The following is a 14,894-nucleotide window of genomic DNA, read 5'->3' on the forward strand; positions in this document are numbered from 1 at the left end:
GGTTGCTTGGCACCTCGAAAGATGTTTTTGGCCCGGCCACAGGCAATTGTTCAGCAAGTCGGCAGTATTTCTTTTGCCTTCCGGCACTCAGGACGCACGTCGGGTGTCGGTGACCGTAAATCGCCGGCCAGCCAGTACCAAATTGGCGAAGCCGAACAGCGTAAACAGTTGTGTCGTGTTCTTGGCCAAGCCGCGATAGCGCGTCTTCCGATGACGGAACAGGTTCTTGATGACATGGAACGGATGCTCGACTTTCGCCCGCACGCTGGCCTTGAGATGCTCCAGTTTTTCGAGCATGCGGCCGAGCTTGTTCTTGGGCAGGGCCTTGCGCTTGGAGCGCTTCATCGCCACGTGCCAGGTCACCGATTTGCCGAGATTCTCTGCACGTTTCTCGACGCCTTGGTAGCCGGCATCGCCAAGCGCCGCAGATTCATCGCCGTGCAACAACGAGCCCGCTTGTGTGACGTCGGCGACGTTACCGGCAGTGCCGATGACGGTATGCACGAGGCCGGACGCGGCGTCCACTCCCACGTGCGCCTTCATCCCGAAATGCCACTCGTTGCCCTTCTTCGACTGGTGCATTTCCGGATCACGCTTGCCGTCCTTGTTCTTGGTCGAAGGCGGCGCCGCGATCAGCGTGGCATCCACAATGGTCCCCTCACGCATCATCAGACCCTTCTCGGCAAGGTGGCCGTTGATGGTGTCGAAGATCTTTTTCGTCAGCCCGTTAGCTTCGAGCAGATGCCGGAATTTGAGCAGCGTCGTCGCGTCCGGCGCAGACTCCCGATTGAGGTCGATGCCGACAAAGGCGCGGATGGCCTGGCTGTCGTAGATCGCGTCTTCAATGCCCTCATCCGACAGCCCGAAACACTGTTGGGCCACATACATCCTCAGCATGCGTGCCAAGCCGATCGGCGGGCGGCCAGCACCGACGATCTTGGGGTAGAACGGTTCGATTGCCCGCTGCAGCGGCTCCCACGGCGTGATCTTTTCGATCTCCGCAAGAAAGCGGTCGCGCCGCGTCAGCTTCTTCTTGTTTGCGTATTCAAGGTCCGAGAAGCTCTTTTGCATGATCGACACGACAGCGTTGGATGGGTTGAAATTATCGCAGATGGCCAGGCCTGTGGCACCTGCGGCGGATGAATTGATCAGCGGCTCCCTAGGGTTGAGGATACAGTACCAACGTATCTTCAGCCGACCACAGCCCCAGCCTTTGATTGCGCTATTTTTGGATGCGGCCTTAGAATTCGGTGTCGGGTATCTGAAAACCTTCCCCTGGTTTGTGGCTGCGTTCGGGGCGCGAGAGGTCGATCACAACCACCTCGATTCTTCCATCCTGAACTGCTCGGCTCGTCGACGCGAGCATTTCGCGTAACTGTTCTGGCGTCCGTGGAGAATCGATCCCGCGTCCCGGACTGCGAAGGCGTTTGTTCTTGGCGACGTGATTACCGAACCAGAGCACAAGATAGATGCCGTGCCCATCTGCGCGCCAGTCCTTTGCATACAGCCTGGCCAGTTGGCTGTCCGCTGCCCGCCAGAGCTCTGCATGCCATTGGCCTTTAACCTCGATCGGCAGCCTGAGGGTACTAATGGAGCATGCAATGTCCACCTCCTTGTCGGCGGCAACATGTGCCTCCGGCGTGAACGTGATGCCCGTTGCTCCTTGACGGAGCAGTAAAAGAAGGTGGTCGCGGCAGCGTTCTTCTTGGTGCGGGACCTCTGCGTCGTCATAAAAGCCGCGCCACGATTCGACATCATCGCTCTTGATTTTCGCTTGCACGACAGCGAGTTCTTCGACAAGAAAAGCCCGTAGATCAGGAGCGCTGAGGGGCAGGTTGTCCCGGACTATCGAGGCAATCGTCTCGAGCGTGGGAGGCGTGTGCGTCGACTCGACCCGGATACGCCTTTGCTCCGCGGCCACAGACTGAACGGTTTCGGTGTAACCGTCGGACGGTGCGGCTGCCAGACGTGAGAGTGCTGCAGAAGTCTCGTGATCAGGATCATTGCCAAGTCGACGGATCAGGTGACTGATGTGTTCGGTCGCGTCCCACGCATTCCTGTCGCCGGACCACCCGTCACGAGGAGGAGAAACGACCGGCCAGAGGTAACGAAAATGTGAAATCAACCACTCTAGCTGCAGTGGTGGCAGCATCATGTCGGGTCTTCCTTGTGCGTGTTTGGTGCGATCCCAAACATGCCACAGAAGTTCAGCGTCGACAGGGCCTGACTCGATTGTACGCACCGTGCTGTCGAAGTCCGTAATGAAGCTGACGGCCAACCAGTTACGGCGTCGCGCGGCGTCTGTTGACGCGAGCCCGGTAGCGGCGGCTGCCCTCAATACATCGTACCGGTCCGAGATGATGAGCCGGTCAATAAGTTCCTCTTCGACGGCGGTAGGCAAATCGGGAAAGCGAACGAGCCAGTCGGCAGCAAGCTCCGTCGCGAGTACACTATCCTTGTCGCTTCGCATCAGGGTGTACAGATTTCCGTTTGCGTAGCCCATCTTGAGTTGCGGCTCATAGTAACGGTGGAGGGCGACTACCCATAGCCCGCGTGATCGGACAGCAGCTTCGACGGCATCGTCGAGTCCAGCTATTTTTGCGTATTCGTGAATGCTCGTATGACGTAATTCGAAAAGCCCGGCAAGCAGTGACTCGTCGGGCAAGTCGGTGAAGCTCAAACCCTTTCGGTGCCGTTCAGCGAGCGCGGCGACGATGATGTACGCAGCTTCCCAATGTTGTCCGTTGACCGCACTCACTGCGATCTCATCCGCAGTGGGGCGAAGGCTGGTTGAGGTGAGGAATGTTTCAAAGCCCAGGCTCGCCGCAACACCTATATCATGACCTAACCATTTTTCAATCCGTTCGTGAGCCTGCGTGGCGTCCCGATCGACGTCCCTGAATAGGCCAAGATAGGCTTTTGCGAGCGTGATGATGGCGCCGTATTGTCCTTGACGCACCTCGTCGATGCGGCTGATGAGGTGCGTGCGGAACTCCGCTTGCTGGTCGGCTTGTCGTTGCCGATATTCCGAGTCGCGCCGGGTTTGCTCGGCCTTCCAACTGGGCGGCTCAACGAGGCCGTCGAGCCAGCAAAGCATATCAGCGCGATTTCGTGCGAATGGTCGCGCGGCCGCTCGCACCTCGGCGCCAGTTTCGTGGTCGTGGTGTGTCAGCTGAACGAGTTCCTGCCAGAGCTGGTCATCACAATTTGATGGATCGAGCGATTCGAAGAGGACGATAATCTCTTCGGCCGTCGGCCAAACGCCCTGAAGCCGGCTGTGTATCGTCCATGCTCGCGTCCTAACGGAGTCCGCTTCAGAGTGATCGAGCAACACCAGCCGGAGAAGATCCAGTCGCAGCGAATGATCTGCCTGGAAGAGCAGCGCAAGCTCGTCGCCGCTACTAAAGCCTGCCCCGATGTCGGAATCGAGCGGCTGGAGCCAGGACCAAAGCCGTTTCACCTCGACCTCGCAGCATCGAACATGGCGACTGATCAAGTCATAGGCGAACCCTGTCAATTCTGCGTTCTCGACGGTGTCGTCTAAGTTGCCTGAAATTGCCACCGCGCGTGTATAGCGATCCAACACGCCGCCCAGGCGGTGGTCCGGCAGATGGCGCTCCAGTCCCATCAGTACACCAAGCGTACGGTCGCGTTGCCGGCCGTAGGCGAGCACGAGGTCGGCGATCAGCTCGTCATTGAACTGTTCGTAACCGATCTTGTCCATGAGCTCGATTGCCAACCGAACGGACAGTGCATCGCCAAGTGTGTGAAGTGCCCGCATAGTCGTCGGCCAGTCCTGGCTTTCGCTATCCTCGACTCCAATCAGTGCATTTCCAGCAGCACTGCGGTTGATGAAGACCGCATCTGGATCGAGCACCAAGGTCCGTAAATCCCCCGACAATTCTGGCGCGATTCTGGTCCCTTTGACAGCTTCGAGTATGAATTGCCGCAGTCTTACTGGCGTTTGTTGCGCGTTGATCAGACAACGCACGTCTTCGATAAGAGCCGGGTGTCCGATCCCACGAGCGGAATATGGTTCCCATTTGCTGAAGAAAGGATTTTCAATTGCGAGCGCACTCAACGCCTCGAGCATCAAATGGGCCTGGTCGGCGGTCAGATCGTCGGCGTCGCCGTATTCGACCACGCCCATGGGATCTATCGTGATGACCGCCGGCGCCAGTACGTGATCGCGCGCGAGCCACGCATGGACACCGCGTAGACTTGATGGCACGAGGTGGGAGCCATGGAACAAGTACATCAGACGTCTTTGCTTGCGTGGCGTATCGGCCGTAGTTCTTAGCCAACGCGCAGCCAAGTATTCTCCGATGGTCCTGTGCCAGTAGGTGAACCGATCGACACCATTTGACTTGAAAAGTCTGGTTCGGAGAACAGCATCGAGATCGTCCCGGTCTGCGACACTGCCCAGTTCGGCTAACTGGAGGTCTCCGTCTCCAATATAGGCTGAGGCCGTGCGGACGATCGCCTCGTTGCCGGAAATGATTAGGCCAGCGAATGCCGCACCTGCGGCATTCAGTGTCGCTTCGCGTGAAAGCTCCTTGCCGCTCTTTGCCTCGTTATGTTCGAGTCGTAAAACATCGACCGCGCGTTCGAACAGTTCACTCTTGGTCCGAGGTAAACTTTCTTGCCCGGCAATCCGTGAGACAAGGTAGAGCGTCTGTGGATTGCCGAGAAAACCCTGGAGACCACGTGAGGTGAAGTGATTCACGATGACCTCCGCAGCTTCGATTCCCATCTGTTGACCGAGATAGGCGAGCGTATCGCTGTCGTCGAAAGGCTCCAGATGCAATTCCAGCGGCTTTTCGTTGTATAGCTCAAGAATGGCGCCAGTGCCGGTTGCGCTACGCCAGTCCGCTACCCGGCAAGACAAGATGAAGCGTGGATTGTCGAGCTCACCGAGCCGCTGGAGTACGAGATCAACAGCATCGCCTTCTCGGTGGGTGCTGAGTTCGTCAAGCGCGTCAATAACTAGTACGTGCGCATCTCCGAGCAGTTTGTCCGGTCTCGCATGGTTAATGAGCTTCCTAGCTGTACAGAATATAAATCCTGGGGCGTTAGCAAGCCACTTGAGCAGGGTCGTCTTTCCCATGCCCGCCTCGCCAAGGACGACTAAAGGCTCCGTACGCGTATGAAGGTCAGCCTGTGTGAGGCTTACACGACCTGAGACACCGTCGTACCAAAGCATTCTTTCGACAAGAGAACGGATCATGCTTGATTGAAGTCTACTACGGCGTGCAACAGTAAACTTCTTGCTCGTGGCTGTTGATAGGCACTTCCTCTAGTTAATAAAAATTGCTTCCATGATTATACGATGCCGCGTGGTAGTCCGTTCAATTATGTAAATGCAATGACGACTGAGATGTACTGTCGATAGTGGGCACGCCCGTTTTAAGCAGCCAGCGCTCGTTTGCTGAAATTGTTTGCAAACGATGCTGGTGACATATATCAGAGGCGCGAATGGCGGTGCTGGCAGTTGTAGAAGATTTCGATGTATTCCGTCATCGCCGATTCCGCGTTGGCCCGCATCGCATACCTCTGGTGATGGATCAGTTCGTTCTTCAGGCTGCCTCAGAAACTCTCCAAAGGCGCGTTGTTATAGCAGTTCCTCTTTGCGTTTTTGTTTGCAACACTGGCCAAGCTCCCGCCGCAACCGCACGATCCGGCCACGCCTAACTTCAGGCCCTGCGCGATCAGTTCCGGCGGCATGCGCGATAGCCCGTAATCCGGCTGGCAGCACAGCAACAACCCACCCCGCCATCGCTCCCCCGACCCCGTAAAAATGTTGACCACAACGAAAAAGCCGACAGCATCCCGTTAAATGACGACGATGGACATTTTGCTGTGGCGCGCAGCGGCCACGGTGGAGTGCGCGGCATTCGACGGCCCATCGGGCCAAACAGGAGACGAGGTGTCGACCATTCACGATGTCGCCGAAAAAGCCGGCGTATCGATCAAGACCGTGTTGCGCGTGCTGAGCGACGCGAACAGCGTGTCGGAAAAAACGCGCAGGCGGATAGAGCACGCCATGCAGGCGCTCGATGTCGCGCCGTCGGCCGCCGCGCGCATGTTGCGCGGGCGCCAGACCGACCTCGTGGCCGTCATCGCGGACAAGCACACCACGACGCCGGATTCGTCCGCGATCATCAAGGGCATCCCGTCCGTGTGCGAAGACCTGGGCAAGATGCTCCTCATCGGCGAGACGGGTGGGCAGGCGCACGTCGCCAGCCGCCTGGTGGCCGACATGCGCACCAACCGCGTCGAGGCGATCATCTTCGCCACGACGTTCCATCGTCCGGCGACCTTGAACGAGATGGCGGGCCAGACGCCGGCGGTGCTCGCGAACTGCTGCGAGGAGACGTCCCGGTTCGCGGAAGTCATACGGGACGAGGGCGGCGGCTATGCGGCGGCCGAGACCGTGCTGCGGGCCGGGCGTCGCAAGATCGCGTTCCTGCAGCTGATCGAGGGCATGGTGGCGACGCGCCTGCGCCTGCACGGTTTTCGCCGCGCCATGCAGGATCACGGCGTGCGGCCGAACGAGGCCTGGCTGCTGCATGGCGCCACGCCCGACAGCGACGACGAATTCGCGCAGCTGAAAACCACGATCGACGGCCTGTTCGCCGGCGCCGATCGTCCCACCGCCATCCTGCGCGGTAACGACAAGATGGCGATCCGCGTGATCTTCCTGCTGCAGCGGCGCGGCCTGCGGGTGCCGGAAGACGCGTCGGTCGTCGGCTGCGACGACTTCCGCCTGCTCTCGGAAGCGTCCGATCCCGGCCTGACGACCATCACCCTGCCATACCGCGAAATCGGCGCGCTGGCGGCGCGCCGGGCGCTCGGCAAGGATCAGGAACCGGGCATCGTGCGCGTGCCGTGCCGCGCCGTGATGCGCGGCACGGTGACGGCGCCGCGGGCAGGGAAGGCGGGCAACTGAACCACCCCGGGTTTGCAGCAATTCCGTCGTTTGAGCCGATGGAGCCATGAGGAAGTCGCCGAAGTACTCCCTCCCGAAGTCATCGCGTGCGCCATGCGCATGGTTGGCGAGGCCGGCAGCGAGTACGGCGCGCCGAACAACGGGATTGTTCGAAGGTCGGCAGGGAAGGTGCGGTGGCGATATCGCCATTCGTGGAGGATGCGACGACATGGCCGCCGCACCCCGGCATGCCAGGCAACCACGGGCGCCGGCACCGGATGCCGCGCGGCGCCCGATGCCCGTCGGTGCCAGGACGCGTCGGACGCGGGCATGGGCTTGCCCGCGTCCGCGCCGACTACCGCGCCGGCGCCGCCGACAACAGCGCCGCGTCGCCCCAGCTGACCGGCAACTGCTCATTGGCGCCGCCCGCGCTGCGCGCCACCAGTTCGATCACCTTCACGCCCGCGACGTCGGCGCCCAATGCCTGCGCCGGCTGGCCCCAACGGGAGGGCTTGCTCGTGGCGAGCAGCTTGCCGTCGCCGTAGATCATGAAGGTCACGGCATGCGTACGGTCCTGGGCGGAATCGTCGACGCCGACCCGCGCGTCCAGGCGGCGGTAGCCGTGGTTGCGCACCTCCAGCCGGGAATTGGCGAGGATGCCGATGCCGGCGGCGTAAGGCGTGCCGGCGATCTGCAGCGTCTGGCCGTATGGCGTGCTGTCGGCGCGCGCGCCGCCCCAGCCGGCGTACATCGGCCGTTCGCCCTGGCCCTTGGTGCCGGTCCAGCCGAACGACGAGCGGAAGATCGTCGGGTCGGCCTGCGGCGCGCTCACGCCGTCGACGGCCGGATTCACGCTGCCGGGTTGTTCCGACAGATACATGCCCTGCGCCAGCGTGCGCGTGCCCTCGGCGCGGAAGATCCGCGTTTCGCGCGGCGCGACGCGGATCCTGGTCTCGTTCGTGAACGAGGTGCCCGCCTTCGTCCAGAGATCGGTCAGCGTGACCGGTGCGTCCTTGCGGAACTTGAGGTGTTCGGCGGTCAGGTCGACGTCGATCGGTGCGAAGCCGCGGTTGAAGAGGGCGACCGCCTTCTGGCCGGAGGCGAGCGTCTTGACGAGGATTTCCAGGTCGTCGGCGTCGTAGGCGAGGGTCGCCTGGTTGCCGGCCGGGTCCTGGTTGACTGCGATGATGTCGGCATTGCCGAAGATGTCCATCAGCGCCTGCGGCGTCGTCCTCAGGTCGGCGCCCGTCATCAACGGCGCGTTCAGCATGGCCCAGAGGGCGAAGTGCGACCTGGCTTCGACCAGGTGGCCGGCATCGAAATCGCCGGCGCCGATGAACAGCATGTCGGGGTCGTTCCAGCTGCCCGGATGTCCATACAGCGCGCGCCGCGCCGCGCTGTCGAAGTTGCTCAGCATGCGGGTCCAGGACGGGCGGATGTCGTCGCTGGTGCGCGAGATGTTGCCGAAGTTTTTGCCCCATGCGCGCACGTCGGCCGCGCCCCAGACGCACAGCGACAGCAGGAAGTCGCCGTCGGGATTGTTGTGCTGGAGCGCCGCGTTGATCTGCGTGAATTCCGCCTGCACCGCCGGGATATTCGAACGGGCGACCGATTCCAGGTCCAGCACGGGCGTCAGCGCGCGGTACTGGCCCGAGCGGACTTTCGGGCTGGATGGGCCGTACGCGCGCAGGCCGCAGCCGTCGACCTTGATGAAATCGAAGCCCCAGTCGGCGAAGAAGAGCTTGATGTCCTGGTCGATATGGCCGTACAGGCCGATCTCGCGTTCGAGCACGCTGCCCTTGGGGAGGTCGGTGTCGGTGCCGGAATAGGCTTGCGAGCAGGTGTTGCGGCCGAGGTCCGAATAGATGCCGGCCTTCAGTCCCATTGCGTGCAGCTTGTCGGTGAGGGGGCGGAAGGTGCTGGCGCCGCCCGTGACGGACGACGGGAAACGGTCGGGCCGGATCACCAGATGTCCGTCCGGCACCTGGCGGCGCAGCGCCCACCCGTCGTCGATGTTGATGTAGCGATAGCCCTTGGCGGCCAGGCCGCTGTCGACGATGCGCTGGGCCGAGCCGATGATCTTCGCTTCGTCGATATCGGTACCGAACGCGTTCCAGCTGCTCCAGCCCATCGGCGGCACCGCCGCGCGGCCGGCCGTGTAGGCGCTCCAGTGCGCCGTGGGGGCGAGGGGATCGGTCGCGGCGTGCGCCGCGGCCACCGCGAACAACAGGGGTATCAGGGCCAGGCGTGGCAGCCGGCGTAAAGACCTTTGCGCTTGCATCAGAAGTTCCAGTTCGATTGATGAATGTAGCTGGATTATCTGGATCGCGGGGCCGCACGACAATTATTAAAACTGTCAGGTGCTATATTAAAATATGCAGGCTTCAGCGCCGGGCGCCGAACTGGCGGTCGAGCCAGTCGTAGGCGTAGTCCTGTACCGCGCGCGGGAATTCGTGGCCGCCCGGCCGCACGATCGCCTCGAACCGGTCGGCCGCGCCCCAGGCCCGCCACACCTGCGCCATCTTCGCGTACGCGTCGCGCACGGAGGCGACGGGGAACAGCTTGTCGGTCTCGCCGGCGAAGAACAGGGCCGGTTTCGGCGCGGCGAGGCTCGCCACGTCCGGATAATCGAGCCAGCGCAGCAGGCCGGGATGCATCATCTGGAACGACGACCCGCCGCGCAGCGTGCTGCTGCCCGGGACCATCAGGCCGTCGGCCGTGGCCATCCAGTTCGATGCGACCACGGCGGCGATGTCGTCGGACAGCGCCGCGACCTGCCACGCGCGGAAGGCGCCCATCGAAAAGCCCAGCGCGGCGACGCGCTTCGGATCGACTTCCGGCAGCGACGCGAGGAAGCGCGCCGCGCGCACATCCTCGAGCGCCATATTGCCGGCGAGGGAGCTGCCCAGGTTGAAGAAGTTGGACGCCAGCGCCTGCTGGGCCTCGCCCGTCAGCGGGCCGCGGTCGCCCCAGCCGACGGCATCCGCGCACAGCACCACATAACCGCGCGCGGCCAGCGCGTCGCCGGGCCAGCGGCCGGAAAAGTGCTGGTCCGCCCAGGCCCGCGCGGACGCATGCCGGGCCGCGTCGGCCTCGCCGAACGGCTCGATCATCTTTTCCTTGCCGATGTCGAACTTGCCGCCATGGTCGTGCAGCATGAGCGCGGCCGGATGCCTGCCCGCGGATGTCGGCACCAGCAGCAGGGCGCGCACGCGGCTCACGGCCGTGATGTTGAAGACCACCTGGCGCGCGACGTAGCTGCCGCGGTCCTGTTCCGCGATGACTTCAGGCGCGAACGGCGTATCGTCGCGCTCCTGCAGCGTGGCCTGCCACAGCGCGGCGCGCCCGCGCCCGCGCCACGCCGGCAAGTCCGTGACCTGCGGCGACCACGCCAGCGGATAGCGCATCCGCGCCTTAAGCGCCGGGGCGAACACCGGCATGTTGTAGGCGACGCCGGGGCGTTGATAGGTCTGCGCGGGCGGCGCGAGCCGGTCGTTCTCCACCTCCGGCGGCTGCGCCAGCACCCACATGAAGTACAGCGTCTTGGCGGCCTTGGCGCGCGTGACCGTCGCCTGCGGTTCCAGCAGCCGGCCATCGACCATGCGGCCGCGCGCGATGCCCGCCTCGGAGCGGATCAATCCCAGCCGGTACGCGTCCTCGACCCTGGCCGCCAGGGCGGGGGCGACGGCCGCGCGGTCCTCCAGCTGCGCCCAGTCCACCAGCGGGTAGTACATGGCGCCGTGCGCGCCCGTGTCCAGGTTCGGATCGTAGCCCGGCATGCCCGGCACGACGGTCCGGCCGTTGTAGTCGGTCATGTAGCGGGGCTTCGCGGCGAAGCGCAGGTGGTAGGCGTCGTCCACGATGGCGCCCATGACTTCCCGGCGCAGCGGCCCGTCCGGATAGCCCGTCAACGCCCCTTCCGGCAGGTGCAGCAGCCGGCCCAGCGCGGCGGCGAATTCGCGCGTGTCCATCGGCGCCTGCGGATGGACGTTCCCCTGCGCGTCCTCGCGCAGGGCGCCCAGCTGGATCAGCTTTTCGATCTGGTTGCGGTAGTACGCGCCGTCGCCGGACCTGATGTCGGCCGCGATCTCCGGATAGATCGCGGACCAGTCGCCGGTGCCGATCGCGGCCCGCACGTCGGCCCGCAGCGCGCCGGCCACCCGCGCCGCGACCGCATCGCCCTGCTGCGCGAGCTGCGCCAGTCCGGTCGCGACCATGCGCGCGTACTGCTTGGCCATCGCTTCCTTGAAGTGGGTGCCGTCGATCTTGTTGGCGGGATGGCCGTTGGCATAGCTGCCGTCGTTGGTCTTGCCGGGCGTTTCGCCGGCCTCGATCGACATCATCATCGCCGTCACGGCGGCCACGCCCGCTTCGTTGTAGTACGCGACGCTGCGCGCGTTCAGGTCGACCAGCGGCACGCCGGCGTCGCGGGCGACCCTGCGCATCACGTCCGGAAAGCGGCGCTTCCGGAACGAGTTTTCGTACGGGCGGCCGGGCGGCTGCGCGCCGTTCACGCGCGACATCGGCGTCACCAGTACGGCGTGCATGCCGCGCGCGCGGATCGCCGGCAGGTAGACGTCGCGGATCATGGCCTCGTACGTCGCCTCCGTCGCGCCGCGGCCCCAGCGCGTGGTCTCGTCCTCGCTCTCGTCGTTGTGGCCGAACTGGATCAGCACGACGTCGCCCGGGTAGCCGGCCAGCAGCAGGTCGTTGAAGCGGCCTTCGGCATAGGCGTTGCGGAACGAGCGCCCGCCATTGGCGTAGTTCACGACGCGCACCCGGGCCGGGTCGAACAGCTTGCCGAAGACCTGGCCCCAGCCGCTCATCGGCGCTTCCTCGAACGTGTACGACTTGACCGTGGAGTCGCCGAGCGTGAACACGGCCTGCAGCGTGCCCGGCGGCCGGGCGTCGAGCGCCACCGGCACGATCTCCAGCGCCTCGATGCCGACCGGCGTGCCGGTGCGGTTGGGCTCGACCTCGATATCGATGAACGCCTGGCCGTTCACGTAGCGGTAGCGCCATTCGTGGCCGTCCACGCGCATGAGGGTCCGGTTGGGCAGCAGGCCCGCCGCATCCCAGCTGGACGGCTTGAGCAGGCGGCTGGTCTGCATGCCCGATATCGAGACCGTGGCGTCGTCCGCGCCCGCCGTCGCGCGCACCCGGATGTCGTAGGTGCCCGGCGGGGCCTTGACGCGGAACGCCATGCCGAAACGGTTGTCGCCGTCGAACGCCGGCTCGGCGATGACGGCCGCCGTGCCGGTGCAGCGGATGCCGGCGCTGTGCACCGGCCGTGGCGGCTGGGCGCCGGTCTGCGCGACGAAGCCCCAGCCGCGCTTTGCGTCGTAGACCGGAATGTCGTTGCCGTGATCGCAGGCGGCCGCCTGCATGCCCGGCGTCGGCGCGCCGCCAAAGCGGAAGCGCAGCGGCGCCGGCGCCGGCGCCGGCGCCGGAGCCGACCCGGCCCATGCCGGCGCGGCGGCCAGCGCCAGCAGCAGGAACGCGTACAGGGAAGGTTTCATGCGAACTCCGGGGTGGCGCGACCGTTGCGGTCCAGGGTAATGTCCAGCAGCCGCGTGCCGTGGCGCAGGCGCACCGCGGCGCCGGGCCGGCCGCGCAGGGCGACGCGGCGCAGGCGGCCTTGCGCCCAGTCGACGTCGAGCTCCACGCCGCCGCGCGCGCGCACGCCGCGCAGCGCGCCCTCGGGCCACGCCGCGGGCAGGGCGGGGAGCAGCCGGATCTCGCCGCCCCAGGACTGCACGATCATCTCGAGGATGCCGGCGGTGCCGCCGAAATTACCGTCGATCTGGAACGGCGGGTGGGCGTCGAACATGTTCGGATACGTGCGGGTGGGGCCGAGCAGGCCGGTGAGGATCGCGTGGGCCCGGTCGCCATCGCCCATGCGCGCCCACAGCACCAGCCGCCACGCGGTCGCCCAGCCGGTCGACTTGTCGCCGCGGATGTCGAGCGACACCTTGGCCGCGTCGATCAGGGCGGGCGTGTCGCGCACGTTGATCTGCTCGCTCGGGTAGACGCCGTACAGGTGCGATACGTGACGGTGCGTGTCCTTCTTCGCGTCCCAGTCCTCCAGCCATTCCTGCAACTGGCCCAGCGCGCCGATCCGGTCGGCGGGCAGGCGCTTGCGCATCGCCGCCAGCGTCGTGGCGAACTCGGTATCCGGATCCTTCAGCGCGGCATGCGCCTGCAGCGTCCAGCCGAACAGGTCGCGGATGATCTGGCGGTCCATCGCCGGTCCGGCGCACAGCGCCACGCCGGGATGGTGGTTGTGCTCCGGCGACATCGAGGGCGACGTCACCAGGCCGCGGCCCTTCGGATCCTCGACCATGGCGTCCACGAAGAACAGGGCGGCGCCCTTCAGCAGCGGGTAGATGCGGCGCAGCCAGGCTTCGTCCGGATGGTATTCGTAGTGGTCCCACAGCGTCTTGCACATCCACGCGCCGCCGAGCGGCCACATGCCGAAATTCGGGCCGTCGATCGGCGCCGTGGCGCGCCACAGGTCGGTGTTGTGGTGGGTGACCCAGCCGCGCGCGCCGTAGTGCTTGCGCGCCGTGACGGCGCCGGTCACGGCCAGGTCCTCGATCATGCGCAGCACCGGTTCCACGCATTCGGCCAGGTTGGCGGCGTGCGCGGGCCAGTAGTTCATCTCGGTGTTGATGTTGATCGTGTACTTGCCGCCCCACGGCGGATTGTTCCCCTCGTTCCAGCGGCCCTGCAGGTTGGCCGGCTGCGAGCCGGGACGCGACGACGCCAGCAGCAGGTAGCGCGCATACTGCACGTACAGCGCGGCCAGGCCGGGGTCGGGCGCGGCTTCCGACACGGCGATGCGTTCGTGCGTGGGCCGGGCGTCGACGGCGCCGCCGCCGAGCCGGATCGAGAAGCGCTTGAATAGTGCGCCGTGGGCCGCGACGTGGTCGGCCTTCAGGCGCGCGTACGGCTTGCGCGCGGCGGCGTCGGTCCGGGCGCGCACGATCGCGACCGGGTCGCCGCCCACGTCGGCGTAGTTCACGTAGCTGGTGGCGCAGGAGACGAGCAGCGTGATGCTGCGGGCGCCGCGCACCCGCAGCCGGTCGCCGTCGACGGTGGCCGCGCCGTCGCTGACGGCACGCACGCGCACCGCGTAGCGCAGCGCGGCGGGAATGCCCTCGGCCGGCTGGTTGCGGCCCTCGACCAGCAGCGCCCCGGCGCCGTCCGGCCGGATCGTGAGCGTGGCCGGGCGCTTGTCGGCATCCGTCGATTCGCGCAGGTCCCAGGCGGCGCCTTGAAAGGGCGCCGGCGGCGTCTGCGTGTCGCCGTACTTGACGTTCGCCGGCGCGCGGTAGCCCACGTCGAGGTCCAGCGGGCGGCCGCCCGTCGCTGTCAGGTGCAGCACCACGACCTGGTCCGGTTCGCTGGCGAACGCTTCGCGCAGGTGGCGCGTCGCGCCGTCCGTGAAGCTGGCCGTCGCGAGCGCGGTGTCGAGGTCGAGCGACCGCCGGTAACGGGCGGCGCCCTGCACGCCGGGGAAGTCGAGCAGCAGGTCGCCCGCGGCGCCGTACGGCATCTGGCGCAGCGGCTTGCCCATCATCGACGCGCTCGCGAGGTCGGCGGCTTCCTTGAACTTTTCCTCGTCGATCAGCGCGCGCACCCGCGGCAGCGCCGCCAGCGCGTCCGGATTGGCCGGGTCGTACGGACCACCGGCGAACAACGTGTCCTCGTTCAGTTGCAGGCGTTCCTGCGCGGCGCGGCCGAAGACCATGGCGCCGAGCCGGCCATTGCCGACCGGGAGCGCCTCGACCCAGGCGCCGGCCGGCTTGTCGTACCAGAGGCTCAGGCTGTCGCGATCTTGCGTCGTCGCGGCGACGGCGGTGGCGCCGGCGAGGCCCGGCATGGCCAGCGCCAGCCCGGTCGACACGAGAAAACCGCGGCGCGCCGGCCGGGACGGGGGTTGTCGATTCAAGAGTGTCTCCTG

The 14,894-nt window shown here is 65.4% G+C and carries 6 protein-coding genes and 1 pseudogene; 1 reads left to right on the forward strand and 6 read right to left on the reverse strand.

Annotated elements, in window-relative coordinates; genetic code table 11:
- Nucleotides 1-87: 87 nt before the first annotated feature.
- The 3 genes and pseudogenes from U9J41_RS25300 to U9J41_RS25310 all read right to left on the reverse strand — a co-directional run.
- Nucleotides 88-1,071, reverse strand: a complete 984-nt coding sequence (locus U9J41_RS25300) for an IS5 family transposase (RefSeq protein ID WP_322404939.1) — start codon at nucleotides 1,069-1,071, stop codon at nucleotides 88-90.
- Nucleotides 1,072-1,240: 169 nt separating this feature from the next.
- Nucleotides 1,241-5,107, reverse strand: a complete 3,867-nt coding sequence (locus tag U9J41_RS25305; protein ID WP_322404940.1) for an NACHT domain-containing protein — start codon at nucleotides 5,105-5,107, stop codon at nucleotides 1,241-1,243.
- A 356-nt stretch (nucleotides 5,108-5,463) separates the two neighbouring features.
- A pseudogene (locus U9J41_RS25310) lies at nucleotides 5,464-5,628 on the reverse strand (IS3 family transposase); the annotation flags it as partial.
- 298 nt (nucleotides 5,629-5,926) lie between these two features.
- Between U9J41_RS25310 and U9J41_RS25315 the strand changes: the two are divergent.
- Nucleotides 5,927-6,949 (forward strand): LacI family DNA-binding transcriptional regulator, encoded by a 1,023-nt coding sequence (locus U9J41_RS25315; protein ID WP_322404941.1) that lies wholly within the window; start codon nucleotides 5,927-5,929, stop codon nucleotides 6,947-6,949.
- 334 nt (nucleotides 6,950-7,283) lie between these two features.
- On the opposite strand, the gene U9J41_RS25320 is transcribed toward U9J41_RS25315, so the two are convergent.
- From U9J41_RS25320 to U9J41_RS25330, 3 genes are all read right to left on the reverse strand, one after another.
- Nucleotides 7,284-9,209 carry an NPCBM/NEW2 domain-containing protein gene (locus U9J41_RS25320; RefSeq protein ID WP_322404942.1) on the reverse strand — a complete coding sequence of 642 codons (1,926 nt, stop codon included), beginning with the start codon at nucleotides 9,207-9,209 and terminating at the stop codon, nucleotides 7,284-7,286.
- Nucleotides 9,210-9,312: 103 nt separating this feature from the next.
- Nucleotides 9,313-12,447 carry a GDSL-type esterase/lipase family protein gene (locus U9J41_RS25325; RefSeq protein ID WP_322404943.1) on the reverse strand — a complete coding sequence of 1,045 codons (3,135 nt, stop codon included), beginning with the start codon at nucleotides 12,445-12,447 and terminating at the stop codon, nucleotides 9,313-9,315.
- On the reverse strand, nucleotides 12,444-14,882 hold the full coding sequence (locus U9J41_RS25330) for a glycoside hydrolase family 95 protein (RefSeq protein WP_322404944.1): 2,439 nt from the start codon (nucleotides 14,880-14,882) through the stop codon (nucleotides 12,444-12,446). The genes U9J41_RS25325 and U9J41_RS25330 overlap by 4 nt, the downstream gene beginning before the upstream one ends.
- Nucleotides 14,883-14,894: the final 12 nt, after the last annotated feature.

It is taken from the genome of Massilia luteola (assembly GCF_034420155.1).
GTDB classification, from domain to species: domain Bacteria; phylum Pseudomonadota; class Gammaproteobacteria; order Burkholderiales; family Burkholderiaceae_D; genus Telluria; species Telluria luteola.

Excerpts from the sequence above, each read along its gene's own strand:
- U9J41_RS25325 (WP_322404943.1), bottom strand. The coding sequence starts at position 12,447 with ATGAAACCTTCCCTGTACGCGTTCCTGCTGCTGGCGCTGGCCGCCGCG.
- U9J41_RS25305 (WP_322404940.1), bottom strand. The coding sequence starts at position 5,107 with ATGGGAAAGACGACCCTGCTCAAGTGGCTTGCTAACGCCCCAGGATTT.
- U9J41_RS25320 (WP_322404942.1), bottom strand. The coding sequence starts at position 9,209 with ATGCAAGCGCAAAGGTCTTTACGCCGGCTGCCACGCCTGGCCCTGATA.
- U9J41_RS25300 (WP_322404939.1), bottom strand. The coding sequence starts at position 1,071 with ATGCAAAAGAGCTTCTCGGACCTTGAATACGCAAACAAGAAGAAGCTG.